Raw genomic sequence first — 24,115 nt, forward strand, 5'->3', positions numbered from 1 at the left:
AGCGATGATCGTTCCCACGCTCCGCGTGGGAATGCAGCCCGTGACGCTCCGCGTCACTGGACGCAGAGCGTCCCTTGAGGCATTCCCACGCAGAGCGTGGGAACGATCAGCGCGAACTAGTTGAACTCGTCACCCACCGGATACCGGCTCGCATTCAAGCTCTCTTTGATCTTGCGCAGATGCGGCTGGAAATCCACCCCGCGACGCAAGGTCATCCCCGTCGCCAGTACATCCAGCACGGTCAACTGAATGATCCGCGAAGTCATCGGCATATAGATGTCGGTGTCTTCCGGCAGCGGAATATTCAGGCTAAGCGTACTGGCCTTGGCCAGCGGCGAGTTCTCGGCGGTCAGGCCCAGCACCGAAGCGCCGTTCTCCCGGGCGATGCGCGCCACTTCCACCAGTTCGCGCGTGCGGCCGGTGTAGGAAATGATCACGAACAGCTCGCCGGTGTGCGCCACCGAGGCAATCATCCGTTGCATCAGCACATCGGCGTGGGCGGTGACTGCCAGGTTAAAGCGGAAGAACTTGTGCTGCGCATCCAGCGCCACCGGCGCCGAAGCACCCAGGCCGAAGAAGTGGATCTGCCGGGCCTGGATCAACAGGTCGACGGCGCGGCTGATCAGGTTCGGGTCCAGTGCCTGGCACGCGCTGTCCAGGGAGGCGATCGCACTGCCGAAAATCTTCTGCGTATAGGCCTCGGGATTGTCGTCAGCTTCCACTGCGCGGCTGACATAGGCCGCGCCGCTGGCCAGGCTCTGCGCCAGTTGCAACTTGAGTTCGGGGTAGCCGCTGACGCCGAACGAACGGCAGAAACGGTTGACCGTCGGTTCACTGACCGACGCCGCCTGGGCGAGGGCGGCGATGCTGAAGCGGGTGGCCTGCTGTGGGTTGAGCAGGATCACTTCGGCGACTTTGCGTTCGGCCTTGTTCAGCTCTTCAAGGCGACTCTGGATCTGTTCCAGTAAATTTCGCACGCGGTCCATAAGAATTCCTAGATTCACCGGCGCCGATAAGCGCGCGGCTATGCAAATTGGGCCTTTGATGTGGCCCGTGACGGTGGCCTATCCTACTGATGGCTCCGACCGACCACCACTCGGAATCTGTATTTTGCGAAAATGTTGTGGTTATTACTACATTTTCCCTTGAGTGATGCCTTGAAAAAAGGTATTTGTAGCTTAACTTGATAAAAGAACAAACATCATGCCTTCGATTACGGTTGAACCGTGCACCTTCGCCTTGTTCGGCGCCTTGGGCGATCTGGCCCTGCGCAAGCTGTTTCCTGCCCTTTATCACCTTGATGGCGCCGGCCTGTTGCACGAGGACACGCGCGTTATCGCACTGGCCCGTGAGACGGGCACCGAGCAGCAACACCTGGCGTTCATCGCCGCCGAGCTGCGTCGTTATGTGGGCAAGGAGCTGGACGAGGCCGTGGCCGAGCGCTTTCTGGCGCGCCTGACCTACCTGCACGTCGACTTCCTCAAGGCTGAAGATTACGTGGCGCTGGCCGAACTGGCCGGCAGCACGCAACGCATGATTGCCTACTTCGCCACTCCGGCGGCGGTGTACGGCGCGATTTGCGAGAATCTGGCGAACGTCGGTCTGGCGGAAAACACCCGCGTGGTGCTGGAAAAACCGATCGGCTCCGACCTCGAATCCTCGCGCAAGGTCAACGACGCCGTGGCGCAGTTCTTCCCGGAGAACCGCACCTACCGCATCGACCACTACCTGGGCAAAGAGACTGTTCAGAACCTCATCGCCCTGCGTTTCGCCAACAGCCTGTTCGAAACCCAGTGGAACCAGAACTACATCTCCCACGTGGAAATCACCGTGGCCGAGAAAGTCGGTATCGAAGGCCGCTGGGGTTACTTCGACAAGGCCGGCCAGTTGCGGGACATGATCCAGAACCACCTGCTGCAACTGCTCTGCCTGATTGCCATGGATCCGCCGGCCGACCTGTCCGCCGACAGCATCCGCGATGAAAAAGTGAAAGTGCTCAAGGCCCTGGCGCCAATCAGTCCCGAAGGCCTCACCACGCAGGTGGTGCGCGGCCAGTACATCGCCGGGCACAGCGAAGGCAAGTCCGTGCCGGGCTACCTCGAAGAGCCGAATTCCAATGCCCAGAGCGATACCGAAACCTTCGTTGCCCTGCGTGCCGACATTCGCAACTGGCGCTGGGCCGGCGTGCCGTTCTACCTGCGCACCGGCAAGCGCATGCCGCAGAAACTGTCGCAGATCGTCATCCACTTCAAGGAACCGTCGCACTACATCTTCGCCCCCGAACAGCGCCTGCAGATCAGCAACAAACTGATCATCCGCCTGCAACCGGACGAAGGCATTTCCTTGCGCGTGATGACCAAAGAGCAAGGCCTGGACAAGGGCATGCAACTGCGCAGCGGTCCGCTGCAACTGAATTTTTCCGACACCTGGCGCAGCGCTCGGATCCCCGATGCCTACGAGCGGTTGTTGCTGGAAGTGATGAACGGCAATCAGAACCTGTTTGTCCGTAAAGATGAAATCGAAGCCGCGTGGAAATGGTGTGACCAGCTGATCGCCGGGTGGAAAAAATCCGGCGACGCGCCCAAGCCGTATGCGGCCGGGTCGTGGGGGCCGATGAGCTCCATTGCATTGATCACGCGGGACGGGAGGTCGTGGTATGGCGATATCTGATGTGAAACTGCCCGAGGGCGTGAATGCCCGCGAATTCAAGAGCCCGGTGCTGCTCGCCGAAGGCCTGGCGCTGAATGTCGCCAAGCAATTGAGCGAAGCGCTGGCGGCACGTGGCAATGCGGTGCTGGTGGTGTCCGGCGGTCGTAGCCCGGTGGCGTTTTTCCAGCACCTGGCCAAGCAGGAACTGGACTGGTCGAAGGTCGTCGTGACCCTCGCCGACGAGCGCTGGGTGCCGGTCGAACATGCCGACAGCAACGCCGGTCTGCTCAAGCAATATCTGCTCAGGGGCCCGGCGGCCAAGGCTCAGTTCCTCAGCCTCTACAGCGCGGCGGCCAACGTCGAGCAGGCTGCGGAGCAGGCTGATCGTTTGCTCGCCGAATTGCCGCCCATTGACGTGCTGGTGCTGGGCATGGGTGATGACGGTCACACCGCATCACTGTTCCCGGACAGCCCGAACCTGGCCGAAGCCCTGCAAGCCGACGGCACCCGTCGCTGCTGGCCGATGCTCGCACCAAGCGTGCCACGCCAGCGCCTGACCATGAGCCGGGCGCTGCTGGCGTCGGCGCGGCACAAGATTCTGTCGATTTCCGGTCAGTCGAAACTGACCACCCTGAATGCCGCACTGGCATCCAACGACGTCGCCGCCATGCCGGTTCGCGCGTTTCTGCAACCTACGTTAGAGATTTACTGGTGCCCATGAGCCAAGGAACAGCCGCTATGAAAATTCCATCCCCGACCGTTTCCATGGCGGACAAAGTTGCCCTGATCGACAGCCTCTGCGCCAAGGCGCGGATCCTGCCGGTGATCACCATCGCCCGCGAACAGGACGTGCTGCCATTGGCCGACGCCTTGGCCGCCGGTGGTCTGACCGCGCTCGAAGTCACCCTGCGTTCGCAGTTCGGCCTCAAGGCGATCCAGATCCTGCGCGAACAGCGCCCGGAACTGGTGACCGGTGCCGGCACCGTGCTCGACCGCAATATGCTGGCCGCGGCCGAAGCTGCCGGTTCGCAATTCATCGTCACCCCGGGCATCACCCGTGATCTGCTGGAAGCCAGTGTCGAAAGCCCGATCCCGCTGCTGCCGGGCATCAGCAATGCCTCCGGCATCATGGAAGGTTATGGCCTGGGTTATCGCCGCTTCAAGCTGTTCCCGGCGGAAGTCAGCGGCGGCGTGGCTGCAATCAAGGCACTCGGCGGCCCGTTCGGCGAAGTGAAATTCTGCCCGACCGGCGGCGTTGGCCCGGCCAACATCAAGAGCTACATGGCGCTGAAAAACGTCATGTGCGTGGGCGGTAGCTGGATGCTCGATCCTGAGTGGATCAAGAACGGCGACTGGGCCCGCATTCAGGAATGCACCGCCGAGGCGCTGGCGCTGCTGGACTGATACTTTTCAATTAGTTGCAACCCTACACTTCGTTGTGTGTTCTACGGCTTTAACGGTGCGCTTGGTCGGTGCGCCGTTTTTTTTTGCCCGCAAAAAGCTTTTGTTATTTCGAGAAACGTTATTTCGAGATACATAGTTACCGCACCAAGCTTCGAATGTGGCGTTAACCTGCGTTCATCTTATGGAAGAGAGAACGCGTCATGGACAACCAGCCTTCAGCTCCATCGGTTTATCAACTGGCCCCCGAGCAAGTCGCGGGGCCCTATTTTCGCAATCCCAAACTGCTGCGCCGCAACATCAGCGAAGGCGCCGAGGGCCTGCCGTTGCTGCTGCGCCTGACCATCGTCGATGCCATGACCGCCGAGCCGGTCAGCGGTGCGCTGGTGGATATCTGGCACTGCAACGCCCGCGGCGCGTACTCCGGCTGGAGCCGGGTGAACCCGGATCTGGAAGTCGACGTCGAGGACATCGGCTCGATCCCGCGAACCGACGACGACACCTATCTGCGCGGCGGTCAGTTCAGCGACCACAAGGGCAGGGTGCGCTTCACCACGATCTATCCGGGTTTCTACGCCGGGCGAGCCCTGCACATTCACGTGGCGGTGCGTATCGTCTGCGGTAATGAGTATCTGGATGAGCGCAATGTGGCCTGGGTCGGCCAACTGTATTTCCCGGAGGTGGTCTCCCGCGGCGTGCTCAACAACAAGGCCTATCGCGGGCGAGGCTCGGCGCCGGTGTGTAACGCCGACGATGCCTACTACACCACTATGGGCGGAGAAGCATCGACCCTGACCGTCTGGCCGATCGGCCGCGACTCGCACGAGGACGGCTACTTCGGCCACCTCACGATCGGCATCGACACCTTTGCGGTATCGTCGCAGATCAAGCCCGAGGACTTCGACAAGTACACGGTTTAACGCAGTTCGTTCAGCGCCTGAACCAGGAGCTGGATTTCCGCCGCCGTGGTGGTCAGCGACGGCGTGATACGGATACATGGCCCACAGGCCGAGCCATTGCGCACCACGGTGAACAGGTTGTAGTCGTTGAGCAGGCGTTCGACCATCACCTGCTGGTCGGCATGCCGGGTAAAGCGTAGCGAGGTGATGCCGCAATAGAGACGCGGATCGTCCGGGGTCGTGACTTCGATGCCCGGCAGATTGCGCACGGCGCTCACCCACAGGTTGCGCAAGTAATTCATCCGCGCGCCTTTGGCGGCCGCGCCACCCAGTGCGCGGTGTTCCTCGAACACCAGTGGCAAGGTCATCAACGCCGGAATGTTCGGCGTGCTGTAAGGCGTGCGCGAACGGATGTCGTCAGCCGAAAAATGCATCTCGCCCATGTCCGGGTCGATGTCGGCCAGGCGCTGCGGGGCGATGTAGATAAAGCCGAGGGTCAGCGGCGAGCCGATCCACTTGTGCAGGTTGTACCCGGCGAAGGCGATGCCCAACGCTTCGAGGTCGAACTCAATCTGCCCGATCGCATGGGCGCCATCAAGGATGATATCGACGCCATGCTCCCTGGCCAGCGAGGCAATGGCCTGCACCGGCATTACCAGCCCGGTGCGGTGGGTAACGTGAGTCAGCGCCATCAGCTTGAGCTTCGGATAGCGGGTAAAGGCTTCGCGGTAAGTCGCCAGCAGGCTGTCGAAGCTGGCCGGGTGGGCGTGCTCGATCTCGATCACTTCGACCCCGCGATGCTGCGCCAGCCAGCGCATGGCGCCCTTGACCGTGTCGTACTCCAGGTCGCAGATCAGCACCTGGTCGCCCGGCTGCAGGCGGTTGTAGTTGCGGATCAGAGATTGCAGGCCGGCAGTGGCGTTGTGGGTGAACGCCACGCTTTGCGCGCGGACGCCGATCAGCTCGGCCAGTTGCGCGCGGATATCGAGGCTGTCGTGCTGTTCGAAACGCTGGCGAACGTAGATCGAGTTGCTGTTGTTGATCAGCTCGATGTTGCGCTGGTACTCCTCGACCACGGTGCGGGACATCCGTCCGAAGTAACCGTTCTCCAGGTTCACGGGGCCGGGATGGCGGTCGTATCGGTCAGCGAAGGTTTGCCAGAAGGCTTCGTCTCGGGCGCGGCGGGTGTTATCGGGCATGGTCGACTCGACTCGGATCAGGGTGACGCCTCAGTGGCGCGGGGCAGGTTTGCCATGTTTGGCGCGCAGCGGTTCGAGCAGTTCCGACAGGCCGTTGTGATCGATTTCCTGCATCAGGGCCAGCAGCCCGCCCAGTTCGCCATGGGGAAATCCTTCCCGGGCAAACCAGTTCAGGTACGGGCCCGGCAGGTCGGCAATGATCCGGCCCTTGTACTTGCCGAAGGGCATTTCGCGGGTGATCAACAGTTCGAGCTTTTCGGGGTTCATCGTTGGAATCGTCTGGGTTGGAAAACACGTTGGAAAATACAGGCATTCTGCATGCAGGCCAAATGACAGATCATGCAAATAACAGGCATACAGATTTTCGTTTTATTTATAACTTATTGAAAATTAACGATTAATTTCTTTTCGAAAAGCTGGCACGACCACTGCAACACTCCTTGCATCTTTCACCACGCAAGGAATTGAAAAATGACTGACATGAATAAAGAAGCCATCTCCGTCCTCAACGACCTGATCGAAACCAGCAAGGACGGTCAGGAAGGGTTCAAGACCTGCGCTGAAGACATCAAGCACCCTGAACTGAAAACCCTGTTCACACAGCGCTCCGCCGATTGCGCAACGGCTGCGGCCGAGCTGCAAGCCGCCGTGCGTTCGATGGGCGGCGATCCGGAAACCTCGACCAGTGTCAGCGGTGATCTGCACCGTCGCTGGGTCGACGTCAAAGCAATGTTCACCGGCAAGGACGAAGAAGCGGTGCTCAACGAAGCCGAGCGCGGTGAAGACCACGCCCTGAAGGCTTATCGTGAAGCAATCGAGAAGATCAACAAGCACAACCTGGTCGGCATCCGTGATCTGGTCGAACGCCAATACCACGGCGTGCAACGCAATCACGATCAGGTGAAGGCGCTGCGTAACCAGGCTCGCGCACGCTCGTAAGCGTTCGAGGCCAACAAAAACGCCAGATGGTCTGGCGTTTTTTTGTGCCCGGATTTAACCGAGGACGATCAGCCGATGCTGATGGCCGGCAACGTCGGGAGGGTTACGGTCTGTTGCTTGCGCGGCGCCAGGATCTCGGCCTCGCCGTCCACCACCAGCTCATCGCGCTGGTTGAATACGCGCGTGGCGATGCGCACACGGAATTTCGGCAGTTTCTCGAGGATTTCCAGGCGTACGGTCAGGGTGTCGCCGATCTTCACCGGTTTCTGGAAGCTCATTTGCTGGCCGATATAAATGGTGCCCGGCCCAGGCAGCTCGCAAGCCACTGCCGCACTGATCAGCGCGCCGCTGAACATGCCGTGGGCGATACGTTCCTTGAACATGCTGGCGGCGGCGAACTCGGCGTCCAGGTGCACCGGGTTGTGGTCGCCGGACATCGCGGCGAACAGCTGAATGTCGCGTTCCTCGACAGTCTTGCTGTAGCTCGCGGTCTGGCCCACTTCGAGGGCTTCGTAAGGGATGTTGGTAACCTGGGTCATGGGTCTGAATTCCTGTGACGGATGAAATGAATCCACAAAAAAATTATTCGCTGCGGTGCGGCCGGCGATGGCTCAGGGCCTGTTCGATCCAGGCCAGCACATCGGCGGTCACTTCGTCGCGGTTGCTCTCGTTGAACAATTCGTGCCGCGCCTGCGGGTAGATCGTGAGTTGCAGGTTCTGGCTGCCGGCCGCGCGCAAGGCATTGGCCAGATCAGTCAGACGCTTGCCTTCGCTCACCGGATCACATTCGCCGCCGATCACCAGCAGCGGCAGGCCCGGATCGATCTGGGCGAGATTGGACGCTTTGCTGATTTGCTGCAACCCGCCGAGCAGGTCGATCCATAGTTGATTGGTGCAGCGAAAGCCGCACAGCGGGTCGGTGGCGTACTTGTCGACCTCGGCCGGGTCGCGACTGAGCCAGTCAAACGCGGTGCGCGCCGGTTTGAATTTGTTGTTGAACGAGCCGAACGACAGCCACTCGATCAGCGCGCTGCGACCCTTGGCGCCTTGGCGCAGCTTTTCGAACCGGGCGATCTGCCGGGCCGCACGGTACAGCGAAACCGGCTGGAAATTCGAGCCGCTGAGAATCGCGCCGTGCAGGCTGGCGCTGTGATGCAGCAGATAAGCCTGGGCAATGTAGCTGCCCATGCTGTGCCCGAGCAGCACGATCGGTACTCCCGGATGGCGCTGGCCGATGTGCTGGTTGAGGCTGGCCAGATCGCCGACCACCTTGCACCAGCCATCGTCATCGGCGAAATGCCCCAGAGTCCCATGATCGGCGGTTTTGCCATGCCCGCGCTGGTCGGGTGCGTACACACCGTAGCCTTCGGCGCAGAGCGCCTCTGCCAGCCGAGCGTAGCGTGCGCTGTGTTCCGCCATGCCGTGGGCCAGCAGAATCACCGCCTTCAGCGGCGTGTTCGGCAGCCACAGGTTGACGAAGAGGCGGCTGCGGTCACTCGCGTCCAGCCAGAAGGTGTCGTGGATCATGGCGATTCCTTTTGCGGCCTGTTTTTGCTCAAGCGTCTTGCAGAGGTTGCATTGTATAGCGCGTCCGATCAGCTCACGCCACGGCAGGAAGATTCACACGATCAATGACGACCTTGCCCATATTTGCCTGATTGACCATAGCTGCTAGTGTCCGTGAAGCCCCGCTTTTTGCTCTCGGCTTTTTCACGGACGGAAAGAAATGACAGCGAAGCGGCCCCGGATCGGCTCAGGTAAAGAGGACAAGAACAATGCAACCTGATTTCTGGAATGACAAACGCCCGGCGGGCGTACCCCTGGACATCGACGCGGGTGAGTTCAAGTCGGTGATCGAGGTGTTCGAGCGTTCCTGCAAGAAATTCGCTGATCGCCCGGCGTTCAGCAACATGGGCGTGACCCTGACCTACGCCGAGCTGGAGCGCCAGAGCGCCGCGTTCGCCGGTTATCTGCAAGCCCACACCGATCTGGTGCCGGGGGATCGCATCGCGGTGCAGATGCCCAACGTCCTGCATTATCCGATCGCCGTGTTCGGAGCCCTGCGCGCCGGGCTGATCGTGGTCAACACCAACCCGCTGTACACCGCGCGGGAAATGCGTCACCAGTTCAAGGACTCCGGCGCCCGGGCGCTGGTGTACCTGAACATGTTTGGCCAGAAAGTTCAGGAAGTGCTGGCGGACACCGACATTCAGTATCTGATCGAAGCGAAGATGGGCGACCTGATGCCTGCCGCCAAGGGCTGGCTGGTCAACACCGTGGTCAGCAAAGTGAAGAAGATGGTGCCGGCGTATTCGCTGCCCCAGGCGATTTCCTTCAAGAGCGCTCTGCGCATGGGCCGGGGCCTGGGCATCAAGCCGCTGAAGGTCGGCCTGGATGACATCGCCGTCCTGCAATACACCGGTGGCACCACCGGCCTGGCCAAGGGCGCAATGCTGACCCACGGCAATCTGGTGGCGAACATGCAGCAGGTTCGCGCCTGCCTTGGTCAGTTCGGCAGCGACGGCCAGCCGCTGTTGCGCGAAGGGCAGGAGGTGATGATTGCGCCGCTGCCGCTGTACCACATCTATGCGTTCACCGCGAATTGCATGTGCATGATGGTATCGGGCAACCACAACGTGCTGATCACCAACCCGCGGGACATCGGCGGCTTCATCAAGGAACTGAAGAACTGGAAGTTCTCGGCGCTGCTGGGGCTCAACACCCTGTTCGTCGCGCTGATGGATCACCCGGACTTCAAGACCCTGGATTTCTCCACCCTCAAGCTCACCAACTCCGGCGGCACCGCGCTGGTCAAGGCCACGGCCGAACGCTGGGAACAGATCACCGGTTGCCGGATTACCGAAGGTTACGGCCTGACCGAAACCTCGCCGGTGGCCTGCACCAACCCTTACGGCGAGCTGTCACGAATCGGCACGGTCGGCCTGCCGGTGCCGGGCACCTTGTTGAAAGTCATCAACGACGACGGCGTCGAGCAGCCGCTGGGCGAGCGCGGCGAGCTGTGCATCAAGGGCCCGCAGATCATGAAGGGCTACTGGAACAAACCCGAGGCCACCGCCGAAGTGCTGGATGCCGAGGGCTGGTTCAAGTCCGGCGACATTGCTGTGATCGACCCGGACGGTTTCGTGCGCATCGTCGACCGCAAGAAAGACATGATCATCGTCTCCGGTTTCAACGTGTACCCGAACGAAATCGAAGACGTGGTGATGGCCCACCCGAAAGTTGCCAACTGCGCAGTGATCGGCGTGCCGGACGAGCGTTCCGGCGAGGCGGTGAAGCTGTTTGTGGTGGCGCGGGAAACCGGGGTGAGCCTGGAAGAGCTTAAGGCCTACTGCAAAGAGAATTTCACGGCGTACAAGGTGCCGAAACACATCGTGCTGCGTGAGTCATTGCCGATGACGCCTGTCGGGAAAATTCTGCGCAGAGAGTTGCGCGATATCGCATAAAAGAATTGCGCTTCACTCTATCGCGAGCGGGTTCGCTCCCACAGGATCATCAGTGAACCTGTGGAAGCGAGCCCGCTCGCGATTTTTTGTTTCAAGGCTCCGAAAACCGGGACTTTCAAGGTGTTATAGGATTTTTGCTCTAAAATGACTGCCAGTAGTTCTTGAGTCATTAAAATGACTGTAGGGGCCGCTTTTGGCTCTAGTCGACCCTTGGCAAAGCTGCTACTCTCGGCGCGCTTTGTGACTTCTCGGCCTTGTAAAAAGCCAGACTCACCAATAAACAAACACCAATAATAATCGCATCAAATGCGGTGCTGAATTCGCGTTGCTGAGGAGTGGGCTTCCATGATCGAAGACTTTTGGAAGGATAAGTACCCCGCTGGAATTGCTGCCGACATCAATCCAGACGAGTACCCGAATATTCAGGCAGTGTTGAAGCAATCCTGCCAACGCTTCGCCGACAAACCGGCGTTCAGCAACCTGGGCAAGACCATCACCTACGGTGAACTGTACGAATTGTCCGGTGCGTTTGCCGCTTATCTGCAACAGCATACCGATTTGCAGCCCGGTGATCGAATCGCCGTGCAACTGCCCAACGTGCTGCAGTACCCGGTCGCCGTCTTCGGCGCCATCCGCGCCGGGCTGATCGTGGTCAACACCAACCCGCTGTACACCGCGCGGGAAATGGAGCACCAATTCAACGACTCCGGTGCCAAGGCGCTGGTGTGCCTGGCGAACATGGCGCACCTGGCCGAAGCCGTGGTGCCGAAAACCGGCGTCAAACACGTCATCGTCACCGAAGTCGCCGACCTGCTGCCGCCGATCAAGCGCCTGCTGATCAACAGCGTCATCAAGTACGTGAAGAAAATGGTTCCGGCCTACCACCTGCCCAAAGCCGTCAAGTTCAACGACGTGCTGAGCAAGGGCCAGGGCCAGCCGGTGGCTGAAGCCAACCCGGACAGCGGCGACGTCGCGGTGCTGCAATACACCGGCGGCACCACCGGCGTGGCCAAGGGCGCGATGCTCACCCATCGCAACCTCGTCGCCAACATGTTGCAATGCAAGGCGCTGATGGGCTCCAACCTCAATGAAGGTTGCGAGATCCTGATCACGCCGCTGCCGCTTTACCACATCTATGCATTCACCTTTCATTGCATGGCGATGATGCTGATCGGCAACCACAACATCCTGATCAGCAACCCGCGTGACCTGCCGGCGATGGTCAAGGAACTGTCGAAGTGGAAGTTCAGCGGTTTCGTCGGCCTCAACACGCTGTTCGTGGCCCTGTGCAACAACGAAGGTTTCCGCAAGCTGGATTTCTCGGCGCTGAAAGTCACCCTGTCCGGCGGCATGGCCCTGCAACTGGCCGCAGCCGAGCGCTGGAAAGCGGTCACCGGTTGCCCGATCTGTGAAGGTTACGGCATGACCGAAACCAGCCCGGTGGCCACGGTCAACCCGATTCAGAACATTCAGATCGGCACCATCGGCATTCCGGTGCCGTCGACCCTGTGCAAAGTCATTGACGACGCCGGTGTCGAGCAGCCGCTGGGCGAAATCGGCGAGCTGTGCGTCAAGGGCCCGCAAGTGATGAAGGGCTACTGGCAGCGTCAGGAAGCCACCGATGAAATGCTCGACAGCGAAGGCTGGCTGAAGACCGGTGACATCGCGCTGATCCAGCCGGACGGCTACATGCGCATCGTCGATCGCAAGAAAGACATGATTCTGGTGTCCGGTTTCAACGTGTATCCGAACGAACTGGAAGACGTGCTGGCGGCCCTGCCGGGCGTGTTGCAGTGTGCGGCCATCGGCGTTCCGGACGAAAAATCCGGCGAGGCGATCAAGATCTTCATCGTCGCCAAACCGGGTGTCACCCTGACCAAGGAACAGGTGATGGAGCACATGCGCGCCAACGTCACCGGCTACAAGGTGCCGCGCTCCGTGGAGTTCCGCGATGCGTTGCCGACCACCAACGTCGGCAAAATCCTGCGTCGCGAACTGCGTGACGAAGAGCTGAAGAAGATCAAGGCGAAGAACGCCGCGTAAAACAAAAAGCCCCGCAGATGCGGGGCTTTTTGTTGGTTTACCGCTTGATCGTTCCCACGCTCCGCGTGGTAACGCATCCCGGGACGCTCTGCGTCCCTGCCGTGCTGGACGCGGAGCGTCCTGGGCGGCATTCCCACGCAGAGCGTGGGAACGATCAGCTTGAGTGTCTTATTGGCGGAACGGCGCGAAGTTCACATTGGTGCCCGCCGGGCGCATGTCCTGCAGGTACGAGTCCTTGTCGGCGCTCAGTTCCAGGCTCAGGGCAGCCTTGCGTTTGCCTTCGTTTCGGATCACCAGGCCTTCGAGCTTCTCGCGCAGGAACACGGTCGGCACTTTCAGGTGCAGCAGTTCGTCGGTGGCCGGGGTGTGCATCAGCAGGTGGATCCACTCGTACTGACCGATCGCCAGGCGCGACACCGGCAAGTCGAACCACCAGATGTTGCGGTTGCGGTTCAGTTCGGCGAAGTGGCAGTTGTTGGTGCCGAGCACGGCACCGCCCAGTTCCTGGTTGCGACGGGCGATGGCCTGCTTTTTATCGAGTTTCATAACATTCCTGCGGGATCGGTTCTGTGGCGCCTGGCGCCCTTATGGAGGGCATTCTCGGGGCAACGCTCGCAAACATAAAGCCCAACCTGCACGCCGCGACGAAATGAAGCCCTGAAAATAAATGAAACTTGGCGCAAACCGAGCCAGTCAATCTTTACGTACTGACTTTCCCCGTTAATGTTCCAAGGAGAATCACCATGGGTAGCACGAGCGATAAAGTGAAAGGCATGGCCAACGAAGCGGTCGGCAACGTCAAGCAGGGTGTCGGCAAAGCCACCGACAACACCAAACTGCAAGCCGAAGGCAAAGTGCAAGAGAAGAAGGGCGAGGCCCAGCAAGCAGTGGGCAAGGCCAAGGATGCGGTCAAGAAGGGCGTCGACAAGGCCTGATCCGGCCTTGAACGAAACAGCGAAGCGGCCATCCAAGGATGGCCGTTTTCGTATCCCGCTCACATGCGGTCACGGATCACAGTGTTTCAAAGTCGCCAAGTAAGCTACTTTGATGAGAGAAAAACGGCCCCTGAGTCGCCACGACTTCAACCTGTTCTGCGGCGAAAGGAGACGCGAATGATTTTTCCGGACATGAAAGGTCTGCCCCTGCACCGGGTGATGGTGCGCACGGTCACCGAATTCGTCGACGACGAGATGTCGACCTATGCCTCGGCACTGGCCTACCAGATGCTGTTTTCGCTGTTCCCGTTCATTCTGTTCCTGATTGCCCTGATCGGTTTTCTGCACCTGCCGGACTTCTTCTCCTGGCTGCGCCTGCAATCGGAGCTGGTGTTGCCGCCCCAGGCGCTGGAGCAGGTCAACCCGGTGATCGATCAACTGCAGCAATCCAAGGGCGGCCTGCTTTCGGTGGGTATCGTCATCGCCCTGTACACCGCGTCTGCCGGCGTGCGCCTGATGATGAGCGCAATGAACGCCGCCTACGACGTGGTCGAGGGCCGGCCTCTGTGGAAGCGGTTTCCGCTGTCGATCATCTACACCGTCGGCATCGCCGGCATGTTGCTGGTGGCCGCAGCGCTGATGGTGCTCGGCCCGCAGGTGATGGGGTGGATCGCCGCGCAGGTCGGTCTCGAAGAAGTGATCGTCACCCTGTGGACCATCGCCCGCTGGCCGGTGATCGTGATTCTGATGATGGTGGCCGTGGCGCTGATCTATTACGTGATGCCCGACGTCAAACAGGAATTTCGTTTCATCACCCCCGGCTCGGTGCTGGCGGTGGTGGTGTGGATCATCGCGTCCTTGGGCTTCGCGTTCTACGTCAAGACGTTCGCCAACTACAACGCCATGTATGGCAGCATCGGTGCAATCATCGTGCTGTTGCTGTATTTCTACATTTCCGCCGCCGTGTTGTTGCTCGGTGCGGAGATGAATGCGGTGATCGAACACATGTCCAGCGAGGGCAAGGATTCGGGCGAGAAAGTCCCCGGCGAACTCGATGAACATCCCAAACAACACGTTTCCGGCCTCGGGCGCGATCATTCGCTCAAGCCGAACACTGACGAAGCCTGATCATGATCCGTGAAATCCTGAAGATGGGCGACGAACGCCTGCTGCGCATCGCCCCGCCAGTGCCCGCCGAAATGCTCGACAGTCCCGAGCTGTGGCAATTGATCGACGACATGTTCCAGACCATGGAAAGCGTCGGCGGCGTTGGCCTGGCCGCGCCGCAGATCGGTGTCGATCTGCAACTGGTGATCTTCGGTTTCGAGCACAGCGAGCGTTACCCGGACGCCGAAGCAGTGCCGCAGACGATCCTGATCAACCCGCTGATCACGCCGCTCAGTCCGCTGATGGAGGAGGGCTTCGAAGGCTGCCTGTCGGTGCCGGGTCTGCGGGGCGCGGTGGATCGATACCAGCGGATCCGTTACGAAGGCGTCGACCCCAAGGGTGAGCCGATCTCGCGGGAGGCCTCAGGGTTCCATGCGCGGGTGGTACAGCATGAATGCGATCACCTGATCGGGCGCCTGTACCCGTCGCGCATTACCGATTTCAGCAAGTTCGGTTTTACCGAAGTGATGTTTCCGGATCTCGATCCCAACGCTGACGACTGACTAGCCCGCGCGCGGTGCCAGTTCCATGGCAATCATCGGCTTGCTCCGCGCATACCGGCTCAAGCGCTCGGCCATGGCCTGGGGCAGGTCAGGATCGAAAGTGAAGCCGCGCCGCTCGTAGAATTCGCGCAAGTCCGGGTGGCAGAACAACCACACCGGCCCCTCGACGTCCTTCACCGCTTCGGCAATCAGCTGTGCGGCAATGCCTTGCTCGCGGCAGGCCGGATCGACGAACAACCCGGTCAACCAATGTCCGCCGAACACCGGCCGCAGGCACAGCGCCGCCACGATTTCCTCCCGCCGCGCCACCCATAATTGCGCCTCGCGCACGGCTTTCATCGACGATTGATGCTGGCGGTAGAACTTGTTCATCAGAGGCCAGGACAGGTCGTCGAGCTGGCTGTAACGGATGTCGGTCATGAATCGGACTGCCGGTGCAAAAGCTGCGGATTATAAAACAACGTGCCCGCCGGGATAGGTGTATACCTGATCTCACATCCCCTCTGAGTGGAGTACGCATCATGTCCAAAGGTATGGATTCGAAAAAAGCCGCGAAGAAGAAACCGGCCAAGACCGCCATCGAAAAACGCCACGAGAAGAGGGCGAAAAAAGTCGACATTTTTGGCCATTGATCACGCCGTACGGGAGCCCGGATCCGGGCTCCTGTCTTGTCCTTGAAATCAGCGTCCTTAAAAAAACCGCAAAAATAATCTGCAAGATTTCCCGTTGGTGTTGCACAGAACGATCAGACCCTCGTTCCGAGCCACGCCATGCCCCACTATTTCGACGATGCCCATCGCCAACAGATCGAAACCCTGCGCCAGCGCTTCACCGCCCGCACCGAGTGGCCGACCTGGCTGCTGCTGATCGGCGTGTACGGCGGCTGGTTCGCGATTGTGCTGGGCAGTGAATGGCTCGGCCTCGGGTGGAGCACGCTGCTGCTGATTCCGTTACTGGTGCTGTGGCTGTCGGTGCAGCACGAATTGCTCCACGGTCATCCGACGCGCTGGACCTTCGTCAACAAAATCCTCGGCTATGCGCCATTTGCGGTGTGGTATCCCTACACGCTCTATCGCGACAGTCATTTGCAGCACCATCGCGACGAAGACCTGACGATTCCCGGCGTCGATCCCGAAAGCCGTTACCTGAGCGCCGAGCGCTGGCAGGGCCGTTCGTTGTTCGAACGCAGTCTGCACTGGCTGAACAAGACCGTATTGGGCCGCTTCATTCTTGGTGCGCCGCTGGCGTTGCTGGCGCTGGCCGGTGAAGAACTGCAACGTCTGAAAAGCGGCGAGCGCCAGGCTTGGCTGATGTGGTTGACCCACGGCGCCTTGACCGTGCTGATGCTGTTCTTCATCGCGCGCTACAGCGTGTTGCCGGTGTGGCATTACCTGTTTTTGATCAGTGTGCCGGCGCTGTCGATCGCGATGGTCCGCTCCTACTATGAACACCGACCGCACGAGAGGCCGGAACAGCGCACGGTACTCAACGAAGCCGGATGGCCATGGCGCTGGCTGTTCCTGAACCTGAATTTCCATCTGGTACACCACGACTTGCCGAAGCTGTCATGGTACGACTTGCCCAAGGCCTATCGCATGCGCCGGGAGCAATGGGTGGCGCGCAGCGGCGGGTTTCTGGTGCAAGGTTATGGGCAACTGTGGCGCCGGCACGGCATCAAGCCGATCGACAGCCCGCAGCATCCTTTTATTTGAGGCCAGCATGACGTCAGGTTACGCAGAACTGTTGATGTACATCGCACCCGAGCCGATTCGCGCGGCGAACGAGCAGTGGCTGGCGCGGATTCTCGAACACCTGGGCCGTTCGCGGCTCGATGCCGAAGGCCTGTCGCTGCTTGAACTCTGGCGTTCGCCTGAGTTGCTGCTGACCCAGACCTGCGGCTATCCGCTGATGACCGCGCTGCGTGGGCAGGTCAGGATTGTCGGCCGTCCGCGCTACGAATTGCCCGACGCCAGCGCCGGCAACCATTGCAGCCTGATCCTCGCCCGCGCCGAGGATCCGCGCCGCAATCTGGCGGAGTTCTTCGACAGTCGCGGGGTGATCAACAGCGAGGACTCCAACAGCGGCATGAACCTGTTGCGTCAGCGTTTGGCGCCGCTGCATCGGGACGGTCAGTTTTACGCCTCTGTGGGCATCAGTGGCGGGCATCGCGAAAGCCTGCGCTGGTTGCGCGAAGACCGCGCCGATCTGGCAGCCATCGACAGCGTGACCTTCGCGTACCTGGCGCAGTACGCCGCCGCAGAGGTCAGCGGCTTGCGGGTGGTGGCACGCAGTGCGTTCAGCCCGACCTTGCCCTTCATCACCGCTGCCAGCACGACGGACGAACAGATTGAACACCTGCGCCGGGCGATGAATCGCAGCCTTCAAGACCTGCCCGATGTGGCCCGCATCCTCGGTTTGCCCGAAGTCCTGCCCGCCAGTGAAAGTGATTACCTCGTCCTGCTGGATTATCAGCGCGAGGCCGAAGAACTGGGTTATGGTCGCTTGCGCTAGCAGTCTCTTGTAATTCACTAATGGAATATAAAAATTCTTTTTAAGTATTTTTAACGCATAAGGCGCCTTGCTAGGATCGCGCCACCGGACGACCGGACATTCAGCGACCCTTGACCAAGGAGCCCCCATGTCCGGCGCCGACTCATCCCATCGCAATCATGTGCACACGTTGTTTGGCGACCATTACCAGTGGTTGTGCACACGTCTGCGTCGGCAATCGAATGATGCGGCCACCGCCGAAGACATCGCCGCCGAAACCTTCGCGCAACTGCTCGAAGCCCCGGGCCTGACCGCCATCCGTGAACCCCGCGCCTTGCTCACCACCATCGCCCAACGCCTGCTGTACGAGCGCTGGCGGCGGGGCGATCTGGAGCGTCGACATCTGCACCAACTGCAACAGGGCGACCTCGATCACCCGCCGTCTCCCGAAGAACTCGCCGACCTGTCGCAAAGCCTCAAGCATTTGGACCGCACGCTCCAGCGCCTGCCGGGCAAAGTCCGCTCGACCTTTCTGCTGGCGCGCATTGACGGCCTGACCTACCCGCAAATCGCTGCCGAACTGGGCATCTCCCAGCGTTCGGTGAGCCTGTACATGACCCGTTCCCAGGCACTGTGCAACCGCCACAGCGCCAACCAAACCCTGATTTCCTCCCAGAACAAGAGGTCCGCATGAGATCGCTCAAAACCCTGCTCGGCAGTTCGCTGCTGGCCCTGACCCTGACTGCCGGCCACGCCGTGGCAGCGGAAAAAACCGCGCCGATTCACTTCGGTGACATCACTTGGGAAAGCGGCAGCTTCATCACCGAAGTGCTGCGCCTGATCGTCGAGAAAGGCTACGGCTACCCGACCGACACCCTGCCGGGCAGCACCGTCAGCCTGGAGGCGGCGCTGGCGAAAAACGACATTCAGGTGATCGGCGAAGAGTGGGCAGGGCGTAGTCCCGCGTGGGTCAAGGCTGCCGCCGAGGGCAAGGTGTTTGGCCTCGGCGACACGGTGAAGGGCGCCACCGAAGGCTGGTGGGTGCCGGAATACGTGATCAAGGGTGACCCGGAGCGCGGGATCAAACCGCTGGCGCCGGAACTGAAATCCGTGGCCGATCTGCCGCGCTACAAGGATGTGTTCAAGGACCCGGAAGACCCGAGCCGCGGGCGCTTCCTCAACAGCCCGACCGGCTGGACCTCTGAAATCGTCAACAGCCAGAAACTCAAGGCGTATGCGTTGAACGACAGTTACGTCAACTTCCGCACCGGCTCCGGCGCGGCGCTGGATGCCGAGGTGGCGTCGTCGATCAAGCGGGGCAAACCGGTGCTGTTCTACTACTGGTCGCCGACGCCGCTGCTCGGTCGCTTCAAACTGGTGAAGCTGGAAGAGCCACCGTTCGACGCCGAAGCCTGGAAAACCCTGGCCGATGCCACCAACCCCAATCCGAGAGGCACCCGCTCGATGCCGGCGAGCCTGGCGATTGGCGTGTCGGCGCCGTTCAAGGCGCAGTATCCGGAGCTGGTGACGTTCTTTGAAAAGGTCGACTTGCCGATCGATCTGCTGAACCAGACCCTGGCCGGGATGAGCGAAAAACGCCAGCAGCCACGCCAGGTGGCCGAAGCGTTTCTGCGCGATCAACCGCAAGTGTGGAAACCGTGGGTGCCAGGTGAAGTGGCGAACAAGGTGAGCGGCAGCCTGTAGTTCTTTCCTGATATTCCTGTAGCGTCTGTTACTCCGTCTTCGCGAGCAGGCTCGCTCCCACAGGTGTTGCGCCACTTTGAATATTGCGCAGGATCCTGTGGGAGCGAGCCTGCTCGCGAAAGCGATAGATCAAACAAGCCGAATTCGCTGAACCGTTTCTCGTCCGCTTCCTGTCCGAACTCCCGCATTACTGGCCGACTAGTGGCCTTGCGCAAGGCCTTGCGCTGTCTATGCTCATTCATAACTAACTATGTCGACCGCCATTCAAAGCGCTCCGACGGCAATCGGTTAGCCGTGAACAAAGCTGCCAGAGTGCGCAATCCAAGGCACCGACACTTGACCGACAAGGAGCTGTTTTTTAAATGGAAGTTCTTCTGCATGTTAGGAATGGCCCGCCCGCGGGCTATCAAGAAAAGGATGTCTTGATTAGAGCGTCGCTGCATGGACTCTTTGATTAATCATCGTTTATCACCTGACAACTTCCTCCCGTGGAGGAAGGCGTGTGCCTGTTCTGTGGAACGTAGTGGTGGATTCTGAAAGACCTGAACTTTCATCAAATCAAAAGAACGCGCGGAAGGTGATAGAGACATGTTCAACCTACATCACAAGGCTGATCTGCAGGAAATCGAACGTTTCAGCTGTGCCCTGACCGAAGCCAACGCCAAGCTGGCGGCGATCAGCCGTTCGATGGCAATGATCGAATTCACCCCCGAGGGCATCGTTCTGGATGCCAATGAGAACTTCTGCAAGACCATGGGCTACAGCGCCGATGAAGTGCGTGGCAAACATCACCGGATCTTTTGTGAAGAGGCGTTTTACCGCAGCGAGGAATACGCCAAGTTGTGGCGTGACCTGGCCCGTGGCGAACCCATCAGCGGGACTTTCCTGCGCTTGAACAAGAGTGGGCGGGAGATCTGGCTCGAAGCCAGTTACATGCCGGTGTATGGCCCGGACAAACAGGTCCGAAGTGTGATCAAAGTGGCGTCGGACATAACGGCGCGCGTGAACAAGGAAAAGGAAGAAGAAAGCATGCTCGCTGCCATCGGCCGTTCGATGGCAGTGATCGAGTTCACCCCGGAAGGCAATGTGATCACGGCCAACGACAACTTCCTCAAGACCATGCAGTACTCGCTCAACGAGATCGTCGGCCATCACCACAGCCTGTTCTGTCATCGGGTCGAAGCCGAATCCGCGCAATACAAGGCGTTCTGGGCATCGCTCAATCGCGGCGAATATCACTCGCACCGCTTCGAGCGCAAGAACAAGTCCGGGCAAACCGTTTACCTGGAAGCGTCGTACAACCCGCTGTTCGACGCCAAGGGCCGCTTGTACAAAGTGGTGAAGTTCGCCAGCGACATCACTCACCAGATGACTACCTTGCAGACCGCTGCGGAATCGGCCCACAGCACTTCGGTACAAAACGACGCCTGCGCGCAAAAAGGCTCACAGGTCGTGCAGCAAACGGTGCAGATCATTCAGGACATTTCCCGCGACCTCAACGAAGCGGCGCTGAGCATCGATGCAGTCAGCAAGCAGTCGGACATCATCGGCACCATCGTCCAGACCATTCGCGGGATTGCCGACCAGACCAACCTGCTGGCGCTCAACGCCGCCATCGAAGCGGCGCGCGCGGGTGAACACGGGCGTGGTTTTGCGGTGGTGGCGGATGAAGTGCGCAGCCTCGCGGCGCGAACCAGCCAGGCGACCGTGGAGATCGTCGACGTGGTGCGCAAGAACCATGAGCTGTCACTGAGCGCAGTGTCGAGCATGCAGTCGAGCCTGAGCCGCACCGGGCTCGGGGTGGAACTGGCGAACGAGGCGGGGGATGCGATTCGGGAGATTCAGCAGGGCTCGCGGCATGTGGTGGATGCGATCAGTCAGTTCAATGAGACGTTGAGATTAGAGTAGCGACTTGGGAATTGCCCCTCTGTATAGAGGGGCAAAATTTTCTCGATCACTCTTTTTCGGTCAAGGAAAAGCTACCAATGGCATTTGCATAATTGGACGCGTTGTCACGCTCTTCTGCCCTGAACTTGAAGGTTCCTCTTGCAAACCTTTTCGTAACGTCTACTTCCAGAATTGTTATTTCCCCGCCCTCTGTAACTGCAGGCCAAGAGCTGACCAATCCGCTTTGATTATAAAAACCAGTGACGCTAAGGTCCTTTGTGAAGGGATATGTGCCAGTTTTGATCTCACCATTGATGTCCACTTGGGCACCTCGTAACCCGTTGGGACCTACTTGGAAACCGCCGACACGTAGCTTTTTTGAGGTGACGATGAAAAAGAGCTCAGTAGTGGTGATGGTTTCTTCCGGGCCACCGTTTTCGCTCACTTTTAAACCAAATAGCCCAACTGCGTTGTTTTCCACGTTCATTTTTAATTCCTTTTCTTGGCTGAGCTGCTGGCGGAGCGGCATTGCTCCTTCACGGTTGATGTTGTTTCAGCTTTGATGGGGAGGACAACTGTCAGAACTTACAGGTATCGACTCTCGGGAGTAAGAAATCGACTAGCGGTAACCGGACGGTGAGGTCAGAGTCTCGAGTGAGACTCTGCTGAGGGAAGGGATCTTCTTAGAGCGAAGCGAGGAACTTGTCCGCCGACTCGTCGCTGATCTTCGCCGAGTTGGCGTCTTGCTTGTTCTGCTTCTCGGCTTCGGCCAGCTTCATCTTGTCCTGCAGTCGCTCGGCGATTTCTTTGCCGATGGCCAGTTGTTTCTCCGGCGGCATGGCTTTGATGTCGTCCTCGGTCAGGCCCATTTCCTGGAGGATACTGTCGCGCAGACGCTGTTCCGGCGTTTTGCTCATGTAGTCCTTGAACTCATCCATAGCCGATGAGCCCGTGGATTTGCTCGGCGAAGTATCGGAGGTTTGCAGGGCGACACGGGTCTTGGCGAACGCTTCGTCGACGTTGTCGCTGATACGCGTGGCTTCGCTGACTTGCTGGGTCGCCAGTTGGGTGGCTGATTCCTGCACTTTGGCGTTGGCTTCGGCGGTTTGCGCCTGGGCCTGGTTTTGCAGGGTTTGCAGCATCGCCCCGTGCAGTCCGCCTTGCAGTCCGGCTGCGGCGGTGGCGGTGGCGTCATCATTCAACTGCTTGGGCAGATGAATGATTTGTTGTTGTTTTGCACTGACCAACATGATGAGAGAACCTGTAGGTAATGACTGTCAGTCCTTGGCAGCAAATACCGTGCCCATCAAATAAGTCCTTTTATTTCAAATGCTTGTGATTTTTCGTGAGCAGGCAAAGCGGTCATCCCTTGCCGGTGGGCGGCAGAGGATGACCGTTGTCCGTCAGCGATGGGCGATGTTTTCCAGCGCCAGATTGCGGGTGCGGGGGCCGAAGTAGCCGATGGTCAGCATCACGATCAGCATGCTGGCGACGATGAACGCCAATACGCCCGGCGTGCCGAAATGATCGAGGAACAGACCGATCAACAGGCTGCTGAACACCGTCGACAAACGACTGAACGAATAGCAGAAGCCCACCGCCCGGGCGCGGATGTTGGTGGGGAACAGTTCGCTCTGATAGGAGTGATAACTGAAGCTCAGCCAGGCGTTGCAGAAGGTGATCATCACCCCGCAGAAGATCAGGCCGAAGGCGCTGGTCTGCAACGCGAACAGGGTGCCGAAAGTCATGGCGCCGAGGGCCGAGCCGACGATCTGCCACTTGTTCTCGAAGCGGTTGGCGAATTTGACGAACAGCAACGGCCCGAGCGGGTAGGCGAGGGTGATGATGAAGGCGTACATCAGGCTGTGAGTGACGCTGACACCCTGACCGGAGAGCAACGCCGGCAGCCAGTTGCCGAAGCCGAAGAAACCGATGGCTTGGAAGATGTGGAAGACGATCAGCATCAACGCGCGGCGGCGATAGGGCGGTTGCCAGATATCGGCGAAACGGCCCTTGCCTTCAACGTCGACGGCTACCGCTTCCGGCGCATCCAGTGCCTGACGGTGATCCTTCTCACAACGCGCCTCGATACCGTCAAGAATCCGGTTCGCCTCATCGAAACGGCCATGCTGGGCCAGCCAGCGCGGTGACTCCGGCAGACGCTTGCGCAGCCACCAGATGAACAGCGCAAACACCGCACTGGCCAACACCACCCAACGCCAGCCGGAAACCCCGAACGGCGCCTGTGGCACCAGCCACCAGGACATCAGCGCCACCGCTGGCACCGACAGGAACTGCACGAAAAACGCGAAGGCAAACGCCGAACTGCGCATGCGTTTGGGCACCAGTTCCGAGAGGTAGGCGTCGATGGTCACCAGCTCGATGCCGAGGCCGATGCCCACCAGAAAACGCATGCAGATGATCCCCAGCGCCGAACTCTGCACGCCCATCAGCACCGTGGCCACGGTGTACCAGACCAGCGCGAAGGTGAAGATCGCGCGCCGCCCGAACCGATCCGCCATCGGGCTCAGCAGGCTGGCGCCGAGAAACAAACCGAGGAACGTTGCCGAGGCGAACGCGGCCTGATCGGAGAAACCGAAAACGCCCTGATTGCCGGTGGCGAAAATGCCGTCGCGGATCAGGCCGGGGCTGATGTAGGCGGTCTGGAACAGGTCGTACAGTTCGAAGAAACCACCGATCGACAGCAGCGCCACCAGCCGCCAGATCGTGGCGACTGCCGGGAGGCGGTCGATGCGGGCGGAAATCTCGGCGGCGCGTATCGGGTCGATGCCGTCGCGTTGCGCGGCGGGGGCGTGTGCAGTCATGGGCAGATCC

General features: G+C 59.9%; 24 protein-coding genes and 2 pseudogenes. 16 read left to right on the forward strand and 10 right to left on the reverse strand.

Going from position 1 to position 24,115, the window contains the following annotated elements:
- Nucleotides 1-116: 116 nt before the first annotated feature.
- On the reverse strand, nt 117-977 hold the full coding sequence (locus BMZ46_RS01985; protein ID WP_169842436.1) for a MurR/RpiR family transcriptional regulator: 861 nt from the start codon (nt 975-977) through the stop codon (nt 117-119).
- Nucleotides 978-1,203: 226 nt separating this feature from the next.
- Between BMZ46_RS01985 and zwf the strand changes: the two genes are divergently transcribed.
- From zwf to BMZ46_RS02005, 4 genes are all read left to right on the forward strand, one after another.
- On the forward strand, nt 1,204-2,670 hold the full coding sequence (gene zwf / locus BMZ46_RS01990) for a glucose-6-phosphate dehydrogenase (RefSeq protein ID WP_039766097.1): 1,467 nt from the start codon (nt 1,204-1,206) through the stop codon (nt 2,668-2,670).
- Nucleotides 2,657-3,370, forward strand: a complete 714-nt coding sequence (pgl, locus tag BMZ46_RS01995) for a 6-phosphogluconolactonase (RefSeq protein WP_039766099.1) — start codon at nt 2,657-2,659, stop codon at nt 3,368-3,370. Before zwf ends, pgl begins: the two co-directional genes overlap by 14 nt.
- A 17-nt stretch (nt 3,371-3,387) precedes the next feature.
- Nucleotides 3,388-4,053 carry a bifunctional 4-hydroxy-2-oxoglutarate aldolase/2-dehydro-3-deoxy-phosphogluconate aldolase gene (locus tag BMZ46_RS02000; RefSeq protein WP_039766101.1) on the forward strand — a complete coding sequence of 222 codons (666 nt, stop codon included), beginning with the start codon at nt 3,388-3,390 and terminating at the stop codon, nt 4,051-4,053.
- Between the two features lie 200 nt (nt 4,054-4,253).
- On the forward strand, nt 4,254-4,970 hold the full coding sequence (locus BMZ46_RS02005) for an intradiol ring-cleavage dioxygenase (protein ID WP_074688304.1): 717 nt from the start codon (nt 4,254-4,256) through the stop codon (nt 4,968-4,970).
- Here BMZ46_RS02005 and BMZ46_RS02010 read toward each other — a convergent pair.
- Nucleotides 4,967-6,148, reverse strand: coding sequence for an aminotransferase class V-fold PLP-dependent enzyme (locus tag BMZ46_RS02010; RefSeq protein WP_074688302.1), 1,182 nt, complete (start codon nt 6,146-6,148; stop codon nt 4,967-4,969). The two genes, BMZ46_RS02005 and BMZ46_RS02010, sit on opposite strands and share 4 nt — an antisense overlap.
- A 30-nt stretch (nt 6,149-6,178) precedes the next feature.
- Nucleotides 6,179-6,415: a DUF3820 family protein gene (locus BMZ46_RS02015; RefSeq protein WP_003213031.1), complete on the reverse strand. Its 237-nt coding sequence runs from the start codon at nt 6,413-6,415 to the stop codon at nt 6,179-6,181.
- A gap of 204 nt (nt 6,416-6,619) precedes the next feature.
- Here BMZ46_RS02015 and BMZ46_RS02020 point away from each other — a divergent pair, with 204 nt between their 5' ends.
- Entirely contained in the window at nt 6,620-7,087 is a 468-nt protein-coding gene (locus BMZ46_RS02020) for a PA2169 family four-helix-bundle protein (protein ID WP_039766107.1), read from the forward strand.
- Nucleotides 7,088-7,155: 68 nt separating this feature from the next.
- Here BMZ46_RS02020 and BMZ46_RS02025 read toward each other — a convergent pair whose 3' ends face one another.
- Both BMZ46_RS02025 and BMZ46_RS02030 read right to left on the reverse strand, forming a co-directional pair.
- A complete protein-coding gene (locus tag BMZ46_RS02025) occupies nt 7,156-7,626 on the reverse strand; it encodes a MaoC family dehydratase (RefSeq protein WP_003227420.1) in 471 nt (156 codons plus the stop codon).
- 43 nt (nt 7,627-7,669) lie between these two features.
- Complete coding sequence (locus BMZ46_RS02030; protein WP_074688300.1) at nt 7,670-8,614, reverse strand: alpha/beta hydrolase; 945 nt, start codon at nt 8,612-8,614, stop codon at nt 7,670-7,672.
- Between the two features lie 248 nt (nt 8,615-8,862).
- Here BMZ46_RS02030 and fadD2 point away from each other — a divergent pair, with 248 nt between their 5' ends.
- Together fadD2 and fadD1 are read left to right on the forward strand one after the other, a co-directional pair.
- Complete coding sequence (gene fadD2, locus BMZ46_RS02035; RefSeq protein ID WP_074688298.1) at nt 8,863-10,551, forward strand: long-chain-fatty-acid--CoA ligase FadD2; 1,689 nt, start codon at nt 8,863-8,865, stop codon at nt 10,549-10,551.
- A gap of 345 nt (nt 10,552-10,896) precedes the next feature.
- The gene (gene fadD1 / locus BMZ46_RS02040) at nt 10,897-12,594 is read left to right on the forward strand and encodes a long-chain-fatty-acid--CoA ligase FadD1 (protein ID WP_074688296.1); all 1,698 of its coding nucleotides are present in this window, start codon (nt 10,897-10,899) and stop codon (nt 12,592-12,594) included.
- A gap of 168 nt (nt 12,595-12,762) precedes the next feature.
- On the opposite strand, the gene BMZ46_RS02045 is transcribed toward fadD1, so the two are convergent.
- On the reverse strand, nt 12,763-13,140 hold the full coding sequence (locus BMZ46_RS02045; protein ID WP_007951149.1) for a hypothetical protein: 378 nt from the start codon (nt 13,138-13,140) through the stop codon (nt 12,763-12,765).
- Nucleotides 13,141-13,337: 197 nt separating this feature from the next.
- Between BMZ46_RS02045 and BMZ46_RS02050 the strand changes: the two genes are divergently transcribed.
- The 3 genes from BMZ46_RS02050 (at nt 13,338) to def (ending at nt 15,199) form a co-directional block, all read left to right on the forward strand.
- Nucleotides 13,338-13,529 (forward strand): CsbD family protein, encoded by a 192-nt coding sequence (locus BMZ46_RS02050; protein ID WP_064598911.1) that lies wholly within the window; start codon nt 13,338-13,340, stop codon nt 13,527-13,529.
- A gap of 177 nt (nt 13,530-13,706) precedes the next feature.
- Nucleotides 13,707-14,657: a YihY/virulence factor BrkB family protein gene (locus tag BMZ46_RS02055; RefSeq protein WP_039766115.1), complete on the forward strand. Its 951-nt coding sequence runs from the start codon at nt 13,707-13,709 to the stop codon at nt 14,655-14,657.
- A gap of 2 nt (nt 14,658-14,659) precedes the next feature.
- Nucleotides 14,660-15,199, forward strand: coding sequence for a peptide deformylase (gene def, locus BMZ46_RS02060; protein WP_039766116.1), 540 nt, complete (start codon nt 14,660-14,662; stop codon nt 15,197-15,199).
- Here the strand turns inward: def and BMZ46_RS02065 are convergent, their stop codons facing one another.
- Nucleotides 15,200-15,619 carry a GNAT family N-acetyltransferase gene (locus BMZ46_RS02065; protein WP_074688294.1) on the reverse strand — a complete coding sequence of 140 codons (420 nt, stop codon included), beginning with the start codon at nt 15,617-15,619 and terminating at the stop codon, nt 15,200-15,202. It abuts the gene before it with no gap.
- Between the two features lie 350 nt (nt 15,620-15,969).
- Between BMZ46_RS02065 and BMZ46_RS02070 the strand changes: the two genes are divergently transcribed.
- The 6 genes and pseudogenes from BMZ46_RS02070 to BMZ46_RS29725 form a co-directional block, all read left to right on the forward strand.
- The gene (locus BMZ46_RS02070; RefSeq protein ID WP_074688292.1) at nt 15,970-16,911 is read left to right on the forward strand and encodes a fatty acid desaturase; all 942 of its coding nucleotides are present in this window, start codon (nt 15,970-15,972) and stop codon (nt 16,909-16,911) included.
- 7 nt (nt 16,912-16,918) lie between these two features.
- Nucleotides 16,919-17,710, forward strand: coding sequence for a phosphate/phosphite/phosphonate ABC transporter substrate-binding protein (locus tag BMZ46_RS02075; protein ID WP_074688290.1), 792 nt, complete (start codon nt 16,919-16,921; stop codon nt 17,708-17,710).
- 127 nt (nt 17,711-17,837) lie between these two features.
- Nucleotides 17,838-18,383 (forward strand): sigma-70 family RNA polymerase sigma factor, encoded by a 546-nt coding sequence (locus BMZ46_RS02080; RefSeq protein ID WP_074688288.1) that lies wholly within the window; start codon nt 17,838-17,840, stop codon nt 18,381-18,383.
- Nucleotides 18,380-19,393, forward strand: coding sequence for an ABC transporter substrate-binding protein (locus tag BMZ46_RS02085; protein ID WP_074688286.1), 1,014 nt, complete (start codon nt 18,380-18,382; stop codon nt 19,391-19,393). The genes BMZ46_RS02080 and BMZ46_RS02085 overlap by 4 nt, the downstream gene beginning before the upstream one ends.
- A 588-nt stretch (nt 19,394-19,981) precedes the next feature.
- Nucleotides 19,982-20,752, forward strand: a pseudogene (locus BMZ46_RS29720) (PAS domain-containing protein); the annotation flags it as partial.
- A gap of 120 nt (nt 20,753-20,872) precedes the next feature.
- Nucleotides 20,873-21,301, forward strand: a pseudogene (locus BMZ46_RS29725) (methyl-accepting chemotaxis protein); the annotation flags it as partial.
- Between the two features lie 46 nt (nt 21,302-21,347).
- On the opposite strand, the gene BMZ46_RS02095 reads toward BMZ46_RS29725, so the two are convergent.
- The 3 genes from BMZ46_RS02095 to BMZ46_RS02105 all read right to left on the reverse strand — a co-directional run bounded on the left by BMZ46_RS02095 (nt 21,348) and on the right by BMZ46_RS02105 (nt 24,105).
- Complete coding sequence (locus BMZ46_RS02095) at nt 21,348-21,809, reverse strand: hypothetical protein (protein WP_074688282.1); 462 nt, start codon at nt 21,807-21,809, stop codon at nt 21,348-21,350.
- A 154-nt stretch (nt 21,810-21,963) separates the two neighbouring features.
- Nucleotides 21,964-22,530, reverse strand: a complete 567-nt coding sequence (locus tag BMZ46_RS02100) for a hypothetical protein (protein WP_074688280.1) — start codon at nt 22,528-22,530, stop codon at nt 21,964-21,966.
- A gap of 153 nt (nt 22,531-22,683) precedes the next feature.
- On the reverse strand, nt 22,684-24,105 hold the full coding sequence (locus BMZ46_RS02105; protein ID WP_074688278.1) for an MFS transporter: 1,422 nt from the start codon (nt 24,103-24,105) through the stop codon (nt 22,684-22,686).
- Nucleotides 24,106-24,115: the final 10 nt, after the last annotated feature.

Source organism: Pseudomonas sp. NFIX49, from assembly GCF_900115915.1.
GTDB lineage: Bacteria > Pseudomonadota > Gammaproteobacteria > Pseudomonadales > Pseudomonadaceae > Aquipseudomonas > Aquipseudomonas pharyngis.

Coding starts and splice junctions, on each gene's coding strand:
- BMZ46_RS02100 (WP_074688280.1), bottom strand. CDS start 22,530: ATGTTGGTCAGTGCAAAACAACAACAAATCATTCATCTGCCCAAGCAG.
- BMZ46_RS02000 (WP_039766101.1), top strand. CDS start 3,388: ATGAAAATTCCATCCCCGACCGTTTCCATGGCGGACAAAGTTGCCCTG.
- pgl (WP_039766099.1), top strand. CDS start 2,657: ATGGCGATATCTGATGTGAAACTGCCCGAGGGCGTGAATGCCCGCGAA.
- BMZ46_RS02085 (WP_074688286.1), top strand. CDS start 18,380: ATGAGATCGCTCAAAACCCTGCTCGGCAGTTCGCTGCTGGCCCTGACC.
- BMZ46_RS02010 (WP_074688302.1), bottom strand. CDS start 6,148: ATGCCCGATAACACCCGCCGCGCCCGAGACGAAGCCTTCTGGCAAACC.
- BMZ46_RS02015 (WP_003213031.1), bottom strand. CDS start 6,415: ATGAACCCCGAAAAGCTCGAACTGTTGATCACCCGCGAAATGCCCTTC.
- BMZ46_RS02105 (WP_074688278.1), bottom strand. CDS start 24,105: ATGACTGCACACGCCCCCGCCGCGCAACGCGACGGCATCGACCCGATA.
- BMZ46_RS02020 (WP_039766107.1), top strand. CDS start 6,620: ATGACTGACATGAATAAAGAAGCCATCTCCGTCCTCAACGACCTGATC.
- BMZ46_RS02030 (WP_074688300.1), bottom strand. CDS start 8,614: ATGATCCACGACACCTTCTGGCTGGACGCGAGTGACCGCAGCCGCCTC.
- BMZ46_RS02095 (WP_074688282.1), bottom strand. CDS start 21,809: ATGCCGCTCCGCCAGCAGCTCAGCCAAGAAAAGGAATTAAAAATGAAC.
- fadD2 (WP_074688298.1), top strand. CDS start 8,863: ATGCAACCTGATTTCTGGAATGACAAACGCCCGGCGGGCGTACCCCTG.
- BMZ46_RS02070 (WP_074688292.1), top strand. CDS start 15,970: ATGCCCCACTATTTCGACGATGCCCATCGCCAACAGATCGAAACCCTG.
- BMZ46_RS02055 (WP_039766115.1), top strand. CDS start 13,707: ATGATTTTTCCGGACATGAAAGGTCTGCCCCTGCACCGGGTGATGGTG.
- BMZ46_RS02080 (WP_074688288.1), top strand. CDS start 17,838: ATGTCCGGCGCCGACTCATCCCATCGCAATCATGTGCACACGTTGTTT.
- BMZ46_RS02005 (WP_074688304.1), top strand. CDS start 4,254: ATGGACAACCAGCCTTCAGCTCCATCGGTTTATCAACTGGCCCCCGAG.
- zwf (WP_039766097.1), top strand. CDS start 1,204: ATGCCTTCGATTACGGTTGAACCGTGCACCTTCGCCTTGTTCGGCGCC.
- BMZ46_RS02025 (WP_003227420.1), bottom strand. CDS start 7,626: ATGACCCAGGTTACCAACATCCCTTACGAAGCCCTCGAAGTGGGCCAG.
- def (WP_039766116.1), top strand. CDS start 14,660: ATGATCCGTGAAATCCTGAAGATGGGCGACGAACGCCTGCTGCGCATC.
- fadD1 (WP_074688296.1), top strand. CDS start 10,897: ATGATCGAAGACTTTTGGAAGGATAAGTACCCCGCTGGAATTGCTGCC.
- BMZ46_RS02065 (WP_074688294.1), bottom strand. CDS start 15,619: ATGACCGACATCCGTTACAGCCAGCTCGACGACCTGTCCTGGCCTCTG.
- BMZ46_RS02075 (WP_074688290.1), top strand. CDS start 16,919: ATGACGTCAGGTTACGCAGAACTGTTGATGTACATCGCACCCGAGCCG.
- BMZ46_RS02045 (WP_007951149.1), bottom strand. CDS start 13,140: ATGAAACTCGATAAAAAGCAGGCCATCGCCCGTCGCAACCAGGAACTG.
- BMZ46_RS02050 (WP_064598911.1), top strand. CDS start 13,338: ATGGGTAGCACGAGCGATAAAGTGAAAGGCATGGCCAACGAAGCGGTC.